The 18,508-nt window shown below is 70.4% G+C and carries 12 protein-coding genes; 3 read left to right on the forward strand and 9 right to left on the reverse strand.

Annotated features, from left to right (window positions below; genetic code table 11):
- Positions 1-29 precede the first annotated feature (29 nt).
- The 7 genes from ACFYNL_RS19980 to ACFYNL_RS20010 are packed head-to-tail and all read right to left on the reverse strand — an operon-like array spanning position 30 to position 13,658.
- Positions 30-950: a DUF1702 family protein gene (locus ACFYNL_RS19980; RefSeq protein WP_388805043.1), complete on the reverse strand. Its 921-nt coding sequence runs from the start codon at positions 948-950 to the stop codon at positions 30-32.
- Positions 947-1,903, reverse strand: a complete 957-nt coding sequence (locus tag ACFYNL_RS19985) for a DUF1702 family protein (RefSeq protein WP_388805046.1) — start codon at positions 1,901-1,903, stop codon at positions 947-949. The genes ACFYNL_RS19980 and ACFYNL_RS19985 overlap by 4 nt, the downstream gene beginning before the upstream one ends.
- Complete coding sequence (locus ACFYNL_RS19990; RefSeq protein ID WP_388805048.1) at positions 1,887-7,526, reverse strand: type I polyketide synthase; 5,640 nt, start codon at positions 7,524-7,526, stop codon at positions 1,887-1,889. Before ACFYNL_RS19990 ends, ACFYNL_RS19985 begins: the two co-directional genes overlap by 17 nt.
- Positions 7,519-8,406: a thioesterase II family protein gene (locus ACFYNL_RS19995; RefSeq protein ID WP_388805051.1), complete on the reverse strand. Its 888-nt coding sequence runs from the start codon at positions 8,404-8,406 to the stop codon at positions 7,519-7,521. Before ACFYNL_RS19995 ends, ACFYNL_RS19990 begins: the two co-directional genes overlap by 8 nt.
- A complete protein-coding gene (locus ACFYNL_RS20000) occupies positions 8,403-10,127 on the reverse strand; it encodes an NAD(P)/FAD-dependent oxidoreductase (RefSeq protein ID WP_388805054.1) in 1,725 nt (574 codons plus the stop codon). Before ACFYNL_RS20000 ends, ACFYNL_RS19995 begins: the two co-directional genes overlap by 4 nt.
- Positions 10,124-11,818 (reverse strand): NAD(P)/FAD-dependent oxidoreductase, encoded by a 1,695-nt coding sequence (locus tag ACFYNL_RS20005; protein ID WP_388805057.1) that lies wholly within the window; start codon positions 11,816-11,818, stop codon positions 10,124-10,126. Before ACFYNL_RS20005 ends, ACFYNL_RS20000 begins: the two co-directional genes overlap by 4 nt.
- A complete protein-coding gene (locus tag ACFYNL_RS20010; RefSeq protein WP_388805060.1) occupies positions 11,811-13,658 on the reverse strand; it encodes a tryptophan 7-halogenase in 1,848 nt (615 codons plus the stop codon). The genes ACFYNL_RS20005 and ACFYNL_RS20010 overlap by 8 nt, the downstream gene beginning before the upstream one ends.
- A 382-nt stretch (positions 13,659-14,040) precedes the next feature.
- Here ACFYNL_RS20010 and ACFYNL_RS20015 point away from each other — a divergent pair, with 382 nt between their 5' ends.
- On the forward strand, positions 14,041-14,418 hold the full coding sequence (locus tag ACFYNL_RS20015) for a nuclear transport factor 2 family protein (protein WP_388805063.1): 378 nt from the start codon (positions 14,041-14,043) through the stop codon (positions 14,416-14,418).
- A gap of 94 nt (positions 14,419-14,512) precedes the next feature.
- On the opposite strand, the gene ACFYNL_RS20020 is transcribed toward ACFYNL_RS20015, so the two are convergent.
- Positions 14,513-15,424, reverse strand: a complete 912-nt coding sequence (locus tag ACFYNL_RS20020; protein WP_388805066.1) for a BTAD domain-containing putative transcriptional regulator — start codon at positions 15,422-15,424, stop codon at positions 14,513-14,515.
- Between the two features lie 179 nt (positions 15,425-15,603).
- On the opposite strand from ACFYNL_RS20020, the gene ACFYNL_RS20025 reads away from it, so the two are divergent.
- Positions 15,604-16,449, forward strand: a complete 846-nt coding sequence (locus ACFYNL_RS20025; protein WP_388805069.1) for a TetR/AcrR family transcriptional regulator — start codon at positions 15,604-15,606, stop codon at positions 16,447-16,449.
- A 64-nt stretch (positions 16,450-16,513) separates the two neighbouring features.
- Here the strand turns inward: ACFYNL_RS20025 and ACFYNL_RS20030 are convergent, their stop codons facing one another.
- Positions 16,514-17,383 carry a BTAD domain-containing putative transcriptional regulator gene (locus ACFYNL_RS20030; RefSeq protein WP_388805072.1) on the reverse strand — a complete coding sequence of 290 codons (870 nt, stop codon included), beginning with the start codon at positions 17,381-17,383 and terminating at the stop codon, positions 16,514-16,516.
- Positions 17,384-18,068: 685 nt separating this feature from the next.
- On the opposite strand from ACFYNL_RS20030, the gene ACFYNL_RS20035 reads away from it, so the two are divergent.
- On the forward strand, positions 18,069-18,497 hold the full coding sequence (locus ACFYNL_RS20035; protein WP_388805075.1) for a VOC family protein: 429 nt from the start codon (positions 18,069-18,071) through the stop codon (positions 18,495-18,497).
- Positions 18,498-18,508: the final 11 nt, after the last annotated feature.

The following is an 18,508-nucleotide window of genomic DNA, read 5'->3' on the forward strand; positions in this document are numbered from 1 at the left end:
CCCCCGATGTCTGGGACGGTGGTGTGACGTCAGGCGAACTGCCGGCGGATACGCCGGCGCCAGATCTCGTACGCCGGTTCGACGTCGTCGGTGGGGAGATCGACCAGGGCCGCGGCGGCGATCTCCGCTGCCTGGTGACTGTCGGTTCCACAGATGACCTTGCAGGCCACCTCGTTGTGCTCGGCGGGGTTGCCCACCTGGTGCCGGGCCCTGGCCGCGACCACCACTCCTTCGGCGAGCCGGCCCCGGTGGCGGTCCGCGCGGGTCCGCAGGGCCTCGACGCCGGGTTCGTCGACGCCGCCCGTGTATCCACAGGCCAGCCCGACGCCGGCCCACAGATCGCCCCGTCGTGCCTCGGGGAACGCCTCGATGGTCGCTCCGATCCGCTGGACGTCCGCACCCGTGGCGAACCAGATGCTGCGCCCGAGGCCGTGGTCGAAGACGCTCAGCGCGTAGCCGCTGAGATGCCTGGGCGTGGCGCGCTCCTGGACATGGCGGCGGTAGGCGAAGAAGCCCTCGTGGAAGCCGTACCCGTCGAGGACGGCCCAGCCGAACACGTCGTCGCGCAACCGCCGGCGGAACGGTTCCGGGTTGCGGCGCAGCCGTGCCAGGCCCATGCCGGCGCCCAGGTAGACCGCGAAGACGTACTCGCTCGCGGCCCGGTCGACGAAGCGACGGGTGCGCTGCTTCCACGGCAGCAGGTGGTCCAGGGCGGCGAGCCCGACCCCCGCTCCCTCGTACGCGAAGCCCCGCAACTCCTCGGGATAGGCGTCCAGCTTGGGGACCAGGGCCGCCTCCCGGCGGTTGAGGAGCGTGAGTTCACAGCACTCCGTGACGGTGAACACCACTCTGCTGAGGCGCTCCGCGCCGGCGCCCGTGCCCACGGAGGCGGGAAGGTCCGACGGGGTGACCTCGAACAGCGGCCTCATCACAGCGCCCAGCACACTCATGCCGTGTCCCCCTTCGTCGAGGGCACGGCGGCGAGGTCGGCCTCCAGCCGCCGCTGGAGCGTGTCGTAGGCGGGTGCGGACCGGGTGTCGGGCAGGTCCTCGAAGGCCCGGTCGACCGATCGGGCGGCCTCCTCGGCGCAGACACCGCACAGCACGGCACAGGCCAGTTCGGTCTCGGGTGTCAGGTTTCCGGCCCGGAGTCGGCCCTTGGCCACGAACGCCGTTCCCACGGCCATGCGCGACGTGTACCGCCCGGCCGCTCCGCGCAACGCCTCGACCGTGGGCCTGTCGACACCGCCGACGTACCCGCAGGCCACACCGATGCCCAGCCAGAGATCGGGGTGCCGGTGTGCCGGGAACGCGGCGATGGCCGAAGCGATCCGGCCGACGTCCGCGCCCGAGGTGAACCAGATGCTCCGGCCCACACCCTGGTCGAAGACGCGCCGTGCGAAGGGCGACAGATGTACGGGAACCTGCTGCCGTTCGACGAACCGGCGTCGTTTGAAGAAGCCTTCGTGGAAGCCGTACCCGTCCATCACCAGCCAGCGCAGGGCCGGATCGGTCAGGCGCCGCATGAAGGGTTCCGGTTTGCGGCGCAGTCTGGCCAGCGCCTCCCCCGCCCCGATGTGGACCATGTAGATGTGCGGCTGCCCGGGTCCGGCCATGTAGGCCTGGAGCCGTGACCTGCCCGGCAGGAACAGGTCCAGGCCGGTCAGTCCCATGGCGGCGCCCTCGTACGCGTAGCCCCGCAGTTCCAGGGGCGTGCGGTCCAGGCGGGGCACGAGATCGTCGAAGCGGCTGCCGTCGAGGACCGCGTGATAGCCGCCGACGGCGGCGCGGACGGCGGTCTCCAGATGCTTCCACGTCGGGGTGTCGCCGCGGCTGAAGGCGGTCGCCTCCGCGTCCGAGACGCCCATCACGGCGCGTCGCAGTCTGCTAAGCGACGGTGTCATTGTTCATCGCTCCCGTCGGGTTCTCGGAGGGGTACTCCAGTTCATCGAGGAGTTGTTCGAGTTCGTCGGGCGGGATCTGGGCGAGCAGGGCGGCGAGTTCCTCCTCCTGCGGCCCCTCGCCGGACGGGGCCGGGTGGGGCGTGGCCGGCTCGGTGAGAGCCGGGTCGCCGGACTTCTCCAGGGCGAGGAGCGGCAGGATCCGGGTGGCGAGGCCGAGGACGGTCACGCCCTGGAGGAGATCGAGGACCGAGACGTCGGCCCGCAGGGTGGCGTCGATGCGGTGCTTGATCTCGACGGCCATGAGCGAGTCGACGCCGAGGTTGCTGAGGTTCTCCTCCTGGCCGAACTCCGCCGGGTCCGACTTGAGCACCAGCGCGACGATCTCGTGCAGGTGCTCCGCGAGCGCGCCCAGGCGGTCCGCCTGCGGCGTGCGGCACAGGGCGTCGAGCACGGCGTCGGCGTCGGCCGCCTCGTCCTCGCGGTGCGCGTCGCCGTGTCGCGTGCCGAGTTCGGCGAACAGCGGCGGGAGCTGGCCTCCCGTCGAGGTCGCCCGGGCGGTCGCCCAGTCGGCCGTGATCGCCACCACATGTGCCGGGCGCTGTCCGATGAGGCGGCCGAGGATCCGTGTGCCGGCTTCGGGAGTGATCAGCTCGATGCCCCGTCGCGCGTACATCTGCTCCAGGCCCAGCTGTTCCACCATCCCGACCGACCAGGGCCCCCAGCCGATGCTCAGGGCGGGCAGCCCGAGGCACCGGCGGTGGTGGGCGAGCGCGTCGAGAAAGGCGTTCGCGGAGGCGTAGTTGGCCTGGCCCGCGGACGCGATGACGGAGCCGACCGAGCCGAAGAGGACGAAGAAGTCCAAGGGGGTGGCGGCGAACAGGCGGTGCAGCAGCCAGCCGCCCTCGACCTTGGGGCGCATGACGCGCTGGAAGGTGTCCCGGCTCATCCGGAGCATCAGTTCGTCCTCGACGACACCGGCGACATGGACGACGCCTGCGATCGGGGGCCGGCGCAGCCGCTGGTGTTCGGCGAACCACGCGTGCAACTGCGCCTCGTCGGCGGTGTCGACCGCGGCGTGGTGGACCCGCACCCCGCGGCCTTCGAGGTGGAGCAGTTCGTCGACGATGTCGCGTCGGGGGTGGTCGGCCGGCAGGTCGTGCCAGGCGTCGCGCGGGGGGAGGGGGGTCCGCCCCATCAGGACGAGATGGCGGGCACCGCGGTCGGCCAGGAACCGGGCCACCAGACGGCCGAGCGCTCCCGCGCCGCCCGTGACCAGGTAGGCCGCGTCCTCGCGCAGGGTCGTCGGGAAGGCCGGGGTGAGGTGGTCGCCGGCCGGCGCCAGGCGGGCGACGTACCGGTCCGCCCCACGGAACGCCACCTGGTCCTCGCCCCGGTGTGCGGTGGTCTCCTCGATGAGACGGCGTGCCTGCTCCGCCACCGGGCCGGCATCGAGGTCGACGAGGCCGCCCCACATCCCGGTGAACTCCTGGTGACCGACGACCCTGCCGATGCCCCACATCGGGGACTGGGCGAGGGCGAGGGGCCGGGGGTGGTCCCCGACCGCCTGGGCCGTCCGGGTGACCAGCCAGACGCGCGGCAGCCGCTGGGTGACCTCGGCGGAGAGCGCCTGCATCAGATGCAGGACGGACAGCGCACCGTGGTCCTGGGCGTCCCTCAGTGCCGTGACCGGGAGGTCCTCACCGAAGGGCAGATCGAGGCTCCACAGGTGCAGGACCCTGCCGATCTCGTCGTGCTGAGCGATGTCACGCAGCAGCAGCTTGTAGTGCTCGGCTTCGGTGGGGTCGATCACGTAGCCACCGGCCGGGGTGCGGGCGGGCTCGGGCACGTCGCCGGGGGCCACGGTGAGGACGCGTCGTCCGGCCTCCGCGAGGCGCCGGGCCACCTCGGTGCCCACCCCGGCGGTGTCGGTGAAGAGCACCCAGGTGCCCGTCGCCTCGTCGTCCCACGCGCTCCCGCTGTCGGCGTCCGGCTCCCCTGTGTCGTCGCGCGGCGACGAACGCCACTGCACCTCGTAGAGCCCTTGGTCGATGCGTTCGGGTGTCAGGCTCGCCGCGGCGTCGAGGGACTGTGCCCGGAAACCGCGGATGTCGACGAGCACCCGTCCGTCGGCGTCGCAGAGCGCGATGTCGCTGACGATGACGAGGGCGTCGGCCCGGGCGACCTCGGCGACCACGTACATCTCGTCGGCCGGGCGCCCGAGGACCGCGACGCTGTCGACGCCCACGGGCAGATAGGGAGTGGCCGGGAGCGTCCCGTCCGTCACTCCCGGTGCGGCGGCGGCGAGCAGGACCTGGAACGCCGCGTCGATCAGGCTGGGATGGAACCGGTACGACCCCAGCTCGTCCCGGACGCAAGGGGGAACCGTCACCCGCCCGACGGCACGCCGGGGGTCTCCGGCGATCTCCTCCACCGCTTGGAACGCCGGCCCGTACTCGAAGCCCATCTGCTGGACGAGGTCGTCGAACTGCGCGCGTGAGACGTGCCTTTCACAGGCGCCGCGCGCACCGGCGAGGTCGAGGGCGGTGCGGGTGGCCGCGCGCCGGCCGATCCGGGCGGTCGCGTGCAGCGTCCATGTGCGGTCGCCGCCGGGTGTGGCCGCGAAACCGGCGATCTCGACCCGGCCCGAGTCCTGGTAGAGGGTGGTGCGCACCCGCGGGTCGGCCGCGTCGGGGAGGACGAGTGCCTTGCGCAGCTCCAGGTCTTCGAGGGTGTGGTCCCCCTCGCCGTACACCTCGCCGGCGGCCGACAGGGCCAGTTCGATGAAGGCGGCCCCGGGAAGGACGGTGTTCCCCTGGACGCGATGGTCGACCAGATAGCTCAGGAGCCGCGGGTTGACCTCACGCTCCCAGGTGGGGTGGACGGCGTTCATCCGCTGGCCCAGCAGGGGGTGGACCTCGGTGTAGTGGCGGTCCTCCCGGGCCTCCGCCGATTCGTTCCAGTACCTCTTCGCCTGCCAGGGGTAGGGCGGCAGGGCCAGCAGGCGTGCGTCGTCGCCGTACAACGCCTCCCAGTCGATCTGGTGGCCATGGCTGTACAGGGCGCCGAGGGAACCCAGAAGCACCGCGTCGTCGGGTTCGTCGCGGCGCAGGGACGCGAGGACGAGCCCGTCCTGCTGCTGCTCCGCCAGCAGTTCACGCATGGGGCCGGCCAGCACCGGATGGGGGCCGAGTTCGACGAAGTCGGTGTAGCCGTCGGCCAGCATCTGGCGGAAGGCGGCCGCGAACAGGACCGTGGCACGGACGTTCTGCCACCAGTAGTGGGCGTCGGCGCTGCGGCCGTCGATGCGCGTGCCGGTCACCGTCGAGTACAGGGGCAGGACGGCGGAGGCAGGGCGCAGGTCGGCGAGTCCCTTCTCCAGATCGCCGCGCAACGGGTCCATGCAGTGGCTGTGGTACGGCACCTTCACGTTCAGGAACCGGTGGAAGACCCCGAAGGTCTCCAGCTGGGCCGCCATGCTCTCGAGGATCGCGGTGTCCCCGGCGAGCGTGACCGCGGTCGGGCTGTTGACGGCGGCGACCGAGACCAGGGGCCCGGCGTCCGCGACAGCCTGGTTCAGGGTCTCGGGGGTCATGCCCACCGCGAGCATCCGACCGGTCCCCGTGGCCCGCTGCTGGAGACTGCTGCGGTAGTAGTTCACCTTCACGGCGTCCTCGAATCCCAGCACGCCGGCCAGGTACTGCGCGGCGACCTCGCCGGTGCTGTGGCCGACGATCCCGTCGGGTTCCACGCCCCAGGAGCGCCACAGCTCGGCCAGACCCAGCTGGACCGCGAAGTTGGCCGGCTGGGCGACCTCGGTCTCGGCCATGCGGGACCGCTCCTCGGGGGCGAGGAGTTCGTCGAGCAGCGACCAGCCGGTGTACTTGCCCAGCTCCTCGTCGCACCGCTCGACCATGTCCCGGAAGACGGGCTCGGTCTGCAGCAGTTGCCGTGCCATGGCCCACCACTGCGGACCCATCCCCGAGCAGACGAAGGCCAGTTTCCGCTGTTTCCCGGCCTGGACGCGGCCGTATGTCACGCCGTTGGTCTCGCGGCCCGCGTGGAAGGCGTCCAGCTTCTCGGCAGCCTCGGCCGCGCTCGCCGCGACGACCGTCAGCCGGTGGTCGTGGTGACTGCGCCGCAACGCGCGCGTATGGCCGACGTCCCGCACGGCGTGCCGGGTGTCCGACAGCACGTCCCGCAGGGCGGCCGCCATGTCCGACAGAGCCTCCGGGCTGCGGGCGGACAGCGGCACGAGGTGACGGCGGTGGTCGTCGGCGTACGGCGCGACCGGTGGCTCGGCGGGAGGTCCTTCGAGGACCACGTGGGCGTTCGTGCCACCGAATCCGAAGGAGTTGACCCCCGCCAGGCGTGGCCCGGGTACGTCCGGCCAGTCGCGCGGCTCCGTCTGGACGTGGAGCTGAAGGGCGTCGAACGGGATGGCCGGGTTGGGTGAGCGGTGGTGCAGCTGCCCGGGGATACGGCCGTGCTTCAGGGACAGTGCCGTCTTGATCAGGCCCGCCACTCCGGCCGCCGCCTCCAGGTGCCCGATGTTCGTCTTCACCGACCCGATGACCAGGCGCTCACCGACGGGACGCCCTTCGGAGAAGACCCGCCCGATGGCACCCGCCTCGACGGGATCCCCCACGGGGGTTCCGGTTCCGTGCGCCTCGACGTACTGGACCGTGTGCGGCGCGACGCCGGCCTGTCGGCATGCCGTGCGCATGGCGGCCTCCTGGGCGTCACCGTTGGGGACGGTGATGCCGTTGCTGTGTCCGTCCTGGGACACGGCCGTCCCCCGGATCAGCGCGTAGACGGGGTCCTTGTCCGCCAGCGCTCGTGCCAGTGGCTTGAGGACCACGACGCCGGCGCCCTCGCCGCGCGCGTAACCGTCGGCAGACGCGTCGAACGCCTTGCAGCGGCCGTCGGGGGACAGGAATCCGCCCTTGGACTCCGCGATGGTCATGTTGGGGGCGATCATGACGTTCACGCCGCCGGCCAGGGCGAGTGAGCACTCGCCGCTCCACAGGCTCCGGGCCGCCAGGTGCACCGCCACCAGCGATCCGGAGCACGCGGTGTCCACGGCGAGGCTCGGTCCCCGGAAGTCGAAGGAGTACGACAGCCGGTTGGCCAGCATCGTCATCATCATGCCGGTGGCCGAATGCGTCTGGAGTTCGTAGCGGCTGTGGACGCCGTAGTTCTGGAGCAGTTGGTAGTCCAGGGTGAAGCCGCCCATGAAGACGCCCGTGTCGCTGCCGGCGAGACGGTCGGACACCTGTCCGCCGTCCTCCAAGGCCTCCCACGCGACCTGGAGCAGCAGACGCTGCTGGGGGTCGAGCCAGATCGCCTCGCGGGGGGCGATACCGAAGAACTGGGCGTCGAACTCGTCGATCCGGTCGAGGAATCCGCCCCGCCGGGTGGTCATCTTGCCCAGCTTGGCGCCGTCCGGGTCGTGGAACTTGCCGATCTCCCAGCGGTCCGGGGGCACGTCACGGGTGGCGTCCACTCCGGTGCACAGCAGTTCCCAGAAGGCGGCGGGTGTGGTGGCTCCGCCGGGGAAGCGGCAACCGATTCCGATGATGGCGATGGGTTCGCGCGCCGCGTCGTCGGTCGACCGGTCAGTCATGGCACCGTTCCCCTTCCTCCGTGCGAGCGGCGGCCGCCCTCAGTTCCCGGGAGAGTTCGGCCAGCAGCAGGTCCCGCGAGCCGTGCAGGAAGAAGTGCGAGCCCGGGAGGACGGCGAGCCGGAACGCACCACCGGCCTGCGCCCGCCACATGTCCAGATCACTTCGGCTGACGCGTACGTCCTGGTCTCCGCCGAAGACCGACACGGGCATGGTCAGGGGAGGTTCGTCGCGGTAGCGATAGGTGTCGCACAGTTCGAGGTCGGCCCGGAGCATGGGCAGAAGGGCCCGCATCAGCTCCCCGTTGTCGAGTACCTCCGGGGGCGTACCCTCCGTGCGCAGCACTGTCTTCAGCACTTCGTCGGGCATGTGATGGATCCTGATGTTGGGGTTGGGCAACTGGGGTGCGCGGAACGCCGCGAGCAGCAGCCGGGACGGCTGTGGTGCCCCCGCGCGGCGCAGCCGCCTCGTGAGCTCGAACGCGACCAGCGCGCCCATGCTGTGTCCGAAGAAGACGTACGGCAGGTCCAGCCGCGGCAGCACGGCTTCGTACAACGCGTCGACCAGCGGTTCCAGACGCCGCAGGGCGGATTCGCCCACCCTGGACTCCCGGCCCGGCAGTTGCGCCGCCCACAGGTCGACGTCGGCGGGCAGGCCCTCACCCCACGAGCGGAAGACCGAACCCCCGGCGCCGGCATAGGGAAAGCAGAACAGCCGGAGCGCGGGTTCGGCGGCGGCGGAGTGCCGCACGAACCAGTCGGCCTCCTTCGGGGACTCGTACGGCCGTCCGCGCAGCCGCTGCAGCAGGCGGGCCCGCTGGTTCTCGGGCAGGCTCGCCAGGCGTTCACGCAGGGCGCCGGCCTCGCCCGGCACGCCGGTCACCGGGACTCCCCCGTGCCGACGGCCTCACCGGCCGGGCGGAGCCTGATCCACTGGTCGTCGAGCGGCGCCGACTCCTGTTCGCGCAGATGGACCTCCACGAGGGCCATCAGGGCCTCGTCGGCCCGCCAGCGTCGTGCCTGCTCCCGCTTGGCCCGGTTCCAGGGCTCGGCCTCGAACTCCTCCAGCACGGTCGCCACCAGCTGGCCCGACAGGCGCTCGATGAAACGGATGTTGGCCTCGAACTGCGTGGCCAGGTCCGCGTCCGCGAGGCCCGCCGTCATGCCGATGTGCAGGCGGCCCATGAAGTCGAAGTCGTAGAAGCGCACGAAGGGTGCCTGGTCGCGGGGTTCGTCGTCGACCGCGCTCCACTCCCGGAAGAAGCGCTGCACCTCCCGGCTGGCCGCGCTGAACCGGGCCAGACCGACGACCATGTCGGGGCGGTCGCCCAGGTGCCGCAACACGTCGTGGAAGTACAGCAGACCGGGGACGGCCCAGTACACGGCGGTGTCCCAGATGACCTTGGTGAGCATGACCCGTGCGTTGCCCATCAGGGCGTACTGCTTCTCGTAGATGCTGAGCCAGCCTTCGGCGATCAGCAGGAACACCTGGTTGTGGATCGCCGCGCGTTCGCCGACGTCCTCGCCGTCGAGCGCGTGCGTGATCAGGTCGGTGATCAGGCTGTTGCTGATCGCGATCAGGTCCAGCCCCGGGGAGTACAGGGGGTCCAGGAAGACGCCCGCCTCCCCGGCGAGGCACCAGCGGTCGGCGGAGAAGACCTGCTCGCAGCTGTAGGCGTAGTCCTTCATGACGCGGAAGTCCTGCAGCTGGTCGCGGTGCTGCCGGACGATGCCGGCGCACTGCGGCTCATGACGGTCGAACCACTCCAAGGCACGCTCGAACCGGTTGAGTTCTTCGAAACGGTGGAGGTCGGGGTCGGTCACGATGCCCACGCTGGTGGATCCGGAGGCGAGCCTGATCAGCCAGACCCAGTAGCCCGGGCCCATCAGGTGGTTGGTGGACAGCTCCCGTCGGCCCTCCTCGATCCGCGCGTGCCAGTCGGGGTCGTCGGACCACTGGTCCACGTCGATGGGACAGCCGACCCGGAACCAGACGGCGTTGGCCCGGTGCCCGACCTTCTTGGCCAGGCCGAGCCGTCGTTTGAGCAGGGAGGCCCGGCCGGTGGCGTCGACCACCCACCTGGCGTGCAGCTGCCGGGTGGCGCCGTCGTCGGTGCGGACGTGGAGCCGGTGGTGATCGGCGCCGGGCAGCAGGTCCACGCTCTCGACCTTCGTCCCGGGCAGGAACCGCACGCCGCGGGTGGCCAGTTCCTGCCCCAGGGCGTTCTCCAGGCGGCCGCGGTCGAGCTGGTAGGTGCCGACCGCGCCCGGCGGGCGGACGGAGTGGCCGAGTTCGACACGGCGGGTGATGTCCTGGTTGCCGTCCTTGGAGAAGAACATGCGCAGCCCGTACTTGTTCAGCTGCTGGGCCTGCAGGTGCGCTCCGAGCCCCAGGACCTCCCGCAGGTAGTAGCCGGCGATCTCCACGGTGGACTCGCCGACCTTGTGCGTGGCCTCCGGCACCGGGTGCCCCTGGCGTTCCAGGACCACGATCCGGGTGCCGGGCCGCTGTCCCAGAAGTTGCATGGCCAGGGTCAGCCCGGCGGCTCCGCCACCGACGACGGCGACGTCGACGAGGTCGTCCCGCGCTCCGCTGCCGCTCATGGCGTCACCGCCGTGGCCCGGCTGCCGAGGGTGATCCACGCGCTGTCGATGGGGTGGACGGGGTCGCGCTCCCGGTACCGTTCGACGGCTTCCTGCAGCAGTGCGTCGGAACGCCACTCCTCGATCCGGGACTTGGCCGCGTCGTCGGCGCAGCGCCGCTCAAGGAGTTCGATGACGGTGGCGACCAACTGGCCCGCGAAGTGCTCCAGCAGGTCCACGTTGCGCCCGAACTGCTCCTCCAGCGCGTCGTCGTCGAGGCCCGCCGCCATCCCGTTGTGCAGATCCACGATGAAGTCGAGCAGGCTGTAGGGGTCGGCGAACACGTCGGAGGCGGGCTCGTTGCCGAGCAGGTGCCATTCCCTGAAGAACTGCTGCACCCGGGTGTGGAGCAGCCATGTGCGCTGGAGGTTGGCGAAGGCCGCGGGGCTGTCCCCGAGGCGGCGGAACTTGTCGTGGAAGAACAGCAGGCCCGGTACGGCCCAGTAGATGATCGTGTCCCAGATGACCTTCGCCACCATCACCTGCGGGTCGCCCATGAGCGGGTACTGGCCCTCGTAGGCGACCAGCCAGATCTCGCTGAGCACCAGGTAGACCTGGTTGTGTGCGACGGCCTTCTCCCGCACGTCCTCGCCAAGTCGGTCCCGTGAGACGAGATCGGTGATGAGGCCGTTACTGATGGCCATGAGGTCGCCGCCGGAGGAGTAGAGCGGGTCGATCGAGACCCCCGCCTCCCCGGTCAGGCACCACCGGTCCTCGGAGTACACCTGGGTGCAGCCGTAGGCGTAGTCCTTCATGACACGGAAGTCCTGGATCTTCTCCCGGTGCCGCCGCACCTCGGCCGCGCACTGCGGCTCGTGCTCGGCGAGCCAGTCCAGGGCCCGCTCGAGCGTGTTGAACCCGTCGAAGGAATGCGCCTCGTCGTCGGCGACGATGCCGATGCTCGTGGAGCCCGACGCCAGCGGGATGAGCCAGACCCAGTACCCCGGGCCCATGAGGTGATTGGTCGACAGCCGGCGCAGACCGCCCTCGACCCGGGACCGCCACCGCTCGTCGTCGGACCACTGGTGCACGTCCACCTCGTGCTCGATGCGGAACCAGGAGGCGTTCGCCCGGTGACCGACGGGCCTGGCCAGGTTCAGCTTGCGCTTGAGCAGCCCGGCGCGTCCCGTCGCGTCGACGACCCACCGTGCCCGCAGCGCCTGCCCGTGCCCTCCGTCGAGGACGTGGACGATGTGGTCGGCGTCGCCGTCGGCGAGTTCGACGTCACGGACTTTGCAGCGCTGGCGGAAGTCGACGCCGAGGCCGGTGACCATGGTGCCGAGCGCGTTCTCCAGCCGCCCGCGGTCGAGCTGGTAGGAGGCCAGCGGAGCCTCGCTGATCTGGCCGTACTCGACGCGTCGGGCGATGTCCTCGTTGCCCGCGTGGGTCAGGAACATGCGCAGGCCGAACTTGTGCAACTGGTCCCGCTCCAGGTGCTCGGCGAGTCCGAGGACGTCGCGCAGATAGTGAGCCTGGACCTCGACGCTGGACTCGCCGACCTTGTGGGCGGCCTCGGGCACCGGGTGCTGTTGCCGTTCGAGGACGGTGACCCGCAGTTCGGGGTCGCTGCGCTTGAGCTGGAGGGCCAGGGTCAGTCCGGCGATGCCACCGCCGAGGATCGCCACGTCGAAGCGCCCGAAGACGTCAGACATAGCTCACCTCGCTGCTCTGCTGTTGCATACTGTCCGCTCCATCGGGTTCATGACCTGCGGGGTTCTCCCCCGAGCGGGACGGGCGCAGGGCGATCCAGCCCTCGCTCGTGGGGTTGTGGTGCCGCTCGCGCCGGTGGGTGGCGATCAGGTCGGTGATCAGGGGGTCCCGCTGCCAGGCCTGGACCTGGGCGATGACACGGTCGTCGTACCGGTCGCCGTGGGCGTCGATGACCGCGGTGACCAGTTGTCCGGCCAGTTGGGCCAGGAGCCTCGCGTTGTCCGAGAAACGCTCGGGGAACTTGCCGCCCGGCAGGTCGTCGGCCATGCCGGCGTGCAGCTGCACCATGAAGTTCAGTGGGGAGTACAGGTCGACGAACCCAGCCTCCATGGGGGCGTCGTCGATGGCCGCCCACTCACGGAAGAACGCCTGGACCCGGTTGCTGAGGTCGGTGAGACGTTCCAGGTCGGCGGCGACGGAGGGGCTGCCCGCCACGGTGCGGAACTTGTCCTGGAAGAACAGCAGTCCGAAGACGCCCCAGTAGAAGGCCGTGTCCCAGATGACCTTGGAGGACATCACCCGGGCGTTGCCCATCAGCGCGTACTGGTTCTCGTAGACGGCGAGCCACATGTCGGTGACGCGCCGGAACAGCGCGTCGTGCACGGACGCCAGGGCCGAGACGTCCTCGCCGTCCAGGGACCTGGTGACGAGATCGGCGATCAGTCCGTTGCTGATGGCGATCATGTCCAGGCCCGGGGAGTAGAGCGGGTCGAGGAAGATCCCCGACTCTCCGGTCAGGCACCAGCGGGCGCTGCCGTCGTAGACCTGGCCGCAGCTGTAGGAGTAGTCCTTCATCACACGGAAGTCCTGGATCCTGTCGCGGTGTTCCTCGACGGCGCGGGCGCACTGCGGTTCGTGCTCGGCGAGCCAGTCCAGGGCCCGTTCCAGGGTGTTGAAGTCCTCGAAGCGGTGCCGGCCGGCCTCCGCGACGATGCCGATGCTGATGGATCCGGAGGCGAGGCGGATGAGCCACACCCAGTAACCGGGCCCCATCAGATGGTTGGTGGACAGTTCCCTCCGGCCCTGACGGATCCGGGCGTGCCATGCCTCGTCCTCGCTCCATGTTCCGAGGTCGATGGGGTGCCCGACCCTGAACCAGGCCGCGTTGGCCTTGTGACCGACGTCCTTGCGGAGGTCGAACCGGCGCGGCAGGAACCGGCCGCGCCCGGTGGCATCGATCACCCAGCGGGCCCGGACGCTGTGTTCCTCGGTGTCCGTGCGCAGCTGGACCTCGTGGTGGGACCCGTCGGCCGAGAAGACCACGTCGACGACCCTGCTGCCCGGGAGGAACTCGACGCCCACCCGCGAGCAGGTCGCGCCGAGCTCGTTCTCCAGGCGTCCGCGGTCGAGTTGATAGGTGGCCAGCGGCGGGAAGACCGAACTGCCGAGTTCCACCCGCTCGGCGATGTCGGCGTTGTCGTCGCTGCTGAAGAACATGCGCAGACCGAACTTGCGGATCTGCTGTGTCTGAAGGTGTTCGCCGAGTCCGAGGATGTCCCGCAGGTAGTGGGCGGCGATCTCCACGGTCGATTCGCCGACCTTGTGCGTGGCCTCGGGCACGGGGTGGCGCTGCCGCTCGGCGACCAGCACCCGGATGCCCGGCCGCATCCGGCGAAGGTGGAGTGCCAGAGTGAGGCCCGCGGCCCCGCCTCCCAGGATCACGGCGTCGTAGTGGCCGGGCCTGGAGGTGCCGTCGGCGACACGCGCCCGGAGCTTCTGAGCGAGCAGGGCCCGCTTCTCGGCAGACAGGTCGGATATGCGATGTCGTGCTGGTCGGGTCATGCATCCCCCTTCATCCCAAATGACTATCGGTGGCGGGATTACGGAGGACTTACTTCACGTGCAAGCTGACGGTCTCGTCCTCTCCTCGCCCCGGGGGCGGCTCGCTGACCTCGGCCGACCGCCACGGACGGACGGCGCCCCGGCCGTGCGCGCGGCGGTCCGCGTCACCGTTCCCGCTGCCGCCGCACTGGCGCGATTCCTGCCGGACACCTGCGGTCGGCGGAACCGCCCGGTGGCCTGAGGAGGCGGCTGCACAGCGGACGTCCGCAAAGTGACGGCCCGGGGGCGTGTCCCCGGCGGGGCCAACCCGGTTGGGCAGGCAAGGCGCCCGGCGCGCAGCCGGCCGCCGACCGATTCGTCTTCTCACCGCAAGGAAGCCGCCATGACCGACACACCCAGCCCAGCCCTGGAGACCGCCCTCGCCTACCACCGGGCGTGGACCGGTCACGACTTCGACCGGGCCATGACCTACATCGACGACGACATCGTGTGCGAGGCACCGTCCGGGCGCCTTCAGGGCGCCGAGGCATTCCGGGGGTTCATGGAACCCTTCACGCACATCCTCACCGAGTCGAGCCTGATGGCCGCGTTCGGGGACGAGAAGACGGCGCTGTTGATGTACGACACCAAGACGCTCCCGGTGGAGAGTGCTCCCGGGGCCGAGTGTCTGACGGTCCGGGACGGCACCATCACGCACATGCGGATCATCTTCGACCAGGCTCCGTTCCTCGCCGCCGAGGCGCGGGCGGCCGGGTCCTGACTCCGCGGTGGCCCTGGCGCGGCCGACGGCACCGGCAGGCGCAGGCACGCTGCCGTCCGGTGCCGGTGAAGCGTCCGGCCGCGCCGCCGGCTCCTCAGGCCGGAGCGGTCACGCTCTGGCGCATCGCGCCGGGGGCCGGCCGTGCGCAGACCCGTCCGTCCCGTGGCGACGTCTGCATGATCTGTTCCCGCAGCGCCAGAAGGTGGCTGCCCGGCGCGGCACCGAGGTCACGCTCAAGGGACCGCAGGAAGAGCGACAGCTGATCCAGGGCGTACGCCGGCCGGCCGAGTTGGAGATGAGCCTCCACGATGGTGATCACGGCGAGTTCGTTGTACGGGTCCAGCCGCAATTTCTCGTAGGCGTACTCCAGCGCCTCGTCCAGCTCACCTCTCGCGCCGTGGATCTGGATCAGGCGGAGCAACGCCTGCGAGGAAAGCCCTTCGTACTGCCTCCGGTAGGGCACCAGCCACTGCTGCTGGGTCTCTTCGCCCTCCAGGAACCGGCGGACGGTGTAGGCGGCGACCCTGCTGTAGTAGAAGCAGGCACGACGCGCGTCCCCGCGGGCGTCGCAGGCACGCGCCTGCTCGAAGAGCCGCTCCACCTCGTGTGCGTCGCTCCACCAGTTGTCGTCGGCCTCGAAGCGGTAGAAGTTGGTGCCGCTGCGATGGATGTAGGAGGACTCCTGCCCCGGCCGCAGATCCGGTTCGAGCATCCGCCGCAGACAGTGCATGCCGACATGGAAGCCGCTGGCCGCCTTGTCGGGGGCGGTGTCCTGCCACGCGAGGTCGATCAGCTGGTCCATGGACACGGGCTTGCCCGGGTTCAGCAGGAACCACTTGAGCAACATGAGTGCCTTCTCCCGGCGTTGCCGACGCCGGCCGAGCACCTCTTCCCCCTTGAAGACCCGGAAGGGCCCGAACAGGTAGGCCCGGTAGGTGGCCTGGTGCTCCCGGTCCCGCGGATGGCTCCACTCCGGCTCCGGAAGCAGGGCTGTCCCCGATGTCATACCGCGCACGTTCGCCCTCCCCGTTTTGTTCAACAGCGATCGTGTATGGGTATTGGGTCAGTTACTACCGTTAACGGTGAATGGTGTTCACGAGCGTTGTCAAGCGTTACCGTGGAACCGGCAGCTGAGCAAACCTGCCTTTCTGCGCGCCTTGACGGTGAAGGACTTGGAGGTGCCGGATGAGTCAGGTCGATCCCGGGCGTGTCGAGCCGCCACGGCCGGCGCTGAGCCGACGGGAGCGTCTTCGGCAGTCCACGCTCGACGAGATCGTCCAGGTCGGCCGGTCGCTGTTGCATGAGGGCCGCGAGGTGACGCTGCGTGCCGTGGCGTCCGAGATGGGCTTCACCGCGCCCGCGCTGTACCGGTACGTCGGCAACGTCGCCGCGCTCAACCAGCTGCTGTCGAACGACATCTTCGCCGAGATCGTCCGCGAGATGGCGGCGACGGCCGAGCCCTACGGCGACGACGACCCCGCCGCGCAGATGGTCGCCGCCGCCACCGCCTTCCGCTGCTGGGCGCTGCGGCACAGCGACGAGTTCCAGCTGGTGTTCCACACCAACTCCCTGTCCGGGGAGCACGTCACCCGGTCCGAGGGCGGCAGGACTCGGCATCCGCTCGCGCCGTCCGGCGCGCAAGGCACCTTTGAAGGGGTCCAGAGGTTCGCCGAGTTCTTCGGGGGGATCTTCGTCAGGCTCTCGCAGCAGCGACCGTTCCCCGTACCCCCGTCCGATGAGCTCGACGACGCCTTCGCGGCGGTCCACTCGCCGGGCGGTGACGGCAGGCCCGACCTCGTCGGGCTTCTCGGCAAGGACGGGCTCGGCCTGATGTGGCTGTTCGAACTGTCCTGGGCACAGCTGTACGGCATCGTGACCCTGGAGGTCTTCGGCCACATCCGTCCTCAACTGGTCGATTCGGGGGCACTGTTCACCGCAGTGATGCGGGAGATCGGCAGTCGTGCCGGCATGGCCGACGACTGGGACCGCCTGGCCGAGATCAGCCGGGAGGTGGCGGCCCGCGGGGCGTGACCGAGCCGGGCAGCGGCAGGTGAGGGGCCACCGCGCGTCGGCGCGCCACCACCGGTGCGGCACTTCATCGCACCCGCCTCACCCGCTCCCACAACGCCCGGAGTGCGGGGCTGGGCGGCACACCGAGATCCTCCCGCAGGAGGCGGACGAACTGCTCCAGCTGCGCGACGGCTCCGGTCAGGCTGCCCTGCTGAAGATGGATCTCCACGGCGGCGGTGGCCGCCTCCTCCGCGTAGGGGTCCCGGTCCAGAACCCTCAGGGCACAGGTCAGCGCCTCATACAGGTGGCCGGCGCGGCGGTGCAGGCGTAACAGCTCAAGCAGGGCCTCCTCGTGGCCGCGCTCATGAGCCGCGCGAAATGGCGCGAAGGCGTCGTGGTACACGTCCTCCGGCAGAAAGCCCCGGTCGTAGTGGGCCAGCAGACGCTCGTAGGCCGCTATGGCCGCCGGCGTGTCGCCCGCTCTCCGTGCGGCACACGCCGACTTCGACAGCACGGCGACGTCGTCGGCGTCGGTCCACCAGGCGCCGGACGGATCGAACCAGTAGTGCCCGCCCGCGTCCGACCGGATGAACCTCGACGGCTGCCTGGTGGCGAGTTCGGGCTCCAGGATCCGGCGCAGGGAGTGCTGTGTCACGTGCAGCCGGTTCGCCCGGTCCCCCGAACCGCCGGGCCAGAGCACGTCCGAGAGCTCGCTGTCGCGGAACTCCTGTCCGGGGTTGAGCAAGAACCACTTGAGCAGGGTTCGCGCGCTGGCGCGCCCCCTGCGCGCGTCCCCCAACGGGGCGCCCGCGCGATACACCCGGAACGGGCCGAAGAGCCACGCCTCGTACTCCTTGCGCACTCCGGCCGGCCCGCCGGTACCGGCCTGCGCTGCGCCGCCGCTCCCTGTGGACCCGGCGCCGGGCGTCGACGCGGCCCCTGGTGATCGGTCCATTCTGTCCCCCGTACCCTTGAACGGCACCGCGGTCGCCCGTGGTTCCCCTGGCGGCCCTGACCGAAACGCCCGGTCTACACGCTGTGCATCCCCCCGCGGACCACGCCTCGGGGATTCCCGGCCTGCCGCGTGGGCCGCCCTCAGTCGTGACCAGGCATGCTGCCAGCAGCAAGCGAAAGCCGTAGGGTCTCGATTCAGCCACCTTGCTCCCGCTGTAAGTCGTCTGTAACCGCCCCGCCGGAAGGTCCCTTTCTGCCGTCTTGGGGAGGGACACATGAGCCGAGGGCCGGGGTATGGGACGCCCAGCGTGCTCACCGCGACCCGGGAGCTGCTCGAACAGGCGCTCCGTGGGCGGCTCGGTCTCGACCGGGTCGTCTCCGATCACGACGCCGGCGCGCAGCCCCGCGCCGACAGCGGCGCGCCGGCCGTGGACGGCGCCGCCCATCACCTCTACGCCTTTCTCCGGTTGGCCAAGCCCCGAGACGCGTTCGCAGCGCGAACGGGCTCCCGGCCCAAGGGAACCGCTCCTTGTTCGCCGGCCTCCGCACCGGCCCGGCCTCGCACTTCGCGATCGGTGGGACCACTTTCCCGACCCGTAAGCGATCGGTAAGTCGCCGGGACTAGCTTCGCCGGGCAGCCCCAGAGGCTGTCCACCCCCCGGCCCCCTCCGAGAAGGGAATCCACCGTGCTCTCGCACCTGGACGCGGTGACCATCATCGCAAGCGACGTGGAACGCACCAAGGCCTTCTACACGGACCTGCTCGGCTTCCATGTCGTCCCGCAATTCACCGCCCCCGAGGGTGACTTCGTCTGGCTGCGCTCCGAGAAGCGCTCCACCAGCATCATCATCCAGGACGTGGCGACCAGGGCCGACAAGCCCACCCAGGCGGACATCCCGGAGGCCAGCGGAGGGCTCATGCTCGGCTTCGCCGTGGACGACGCCGAGGTGGCCCACAAGTCGGCCCAGCAGGGTGGCTACGAGATCCGGACGCCGGTCGTCGACATGGGGTCGGGCCGCACGTTCGGTGTGAAGGACCCGGAGGGCAACTACCTCCAGCTGTTCGATGTCTATCCGCAGGTCGCAGAGATCCAGCGCCAACTCGGCCTGGACTGACCACAAGGAGC

Source organism: Streptomyces sp. NPDC007808 (assembly GCF_042868655.1).
Classification (GTDB): domain Bacteria; phylum Actinomycetota; class Actinomycetes; order Streptomycetales; family Streptomycetaceae; genus Streptomyces.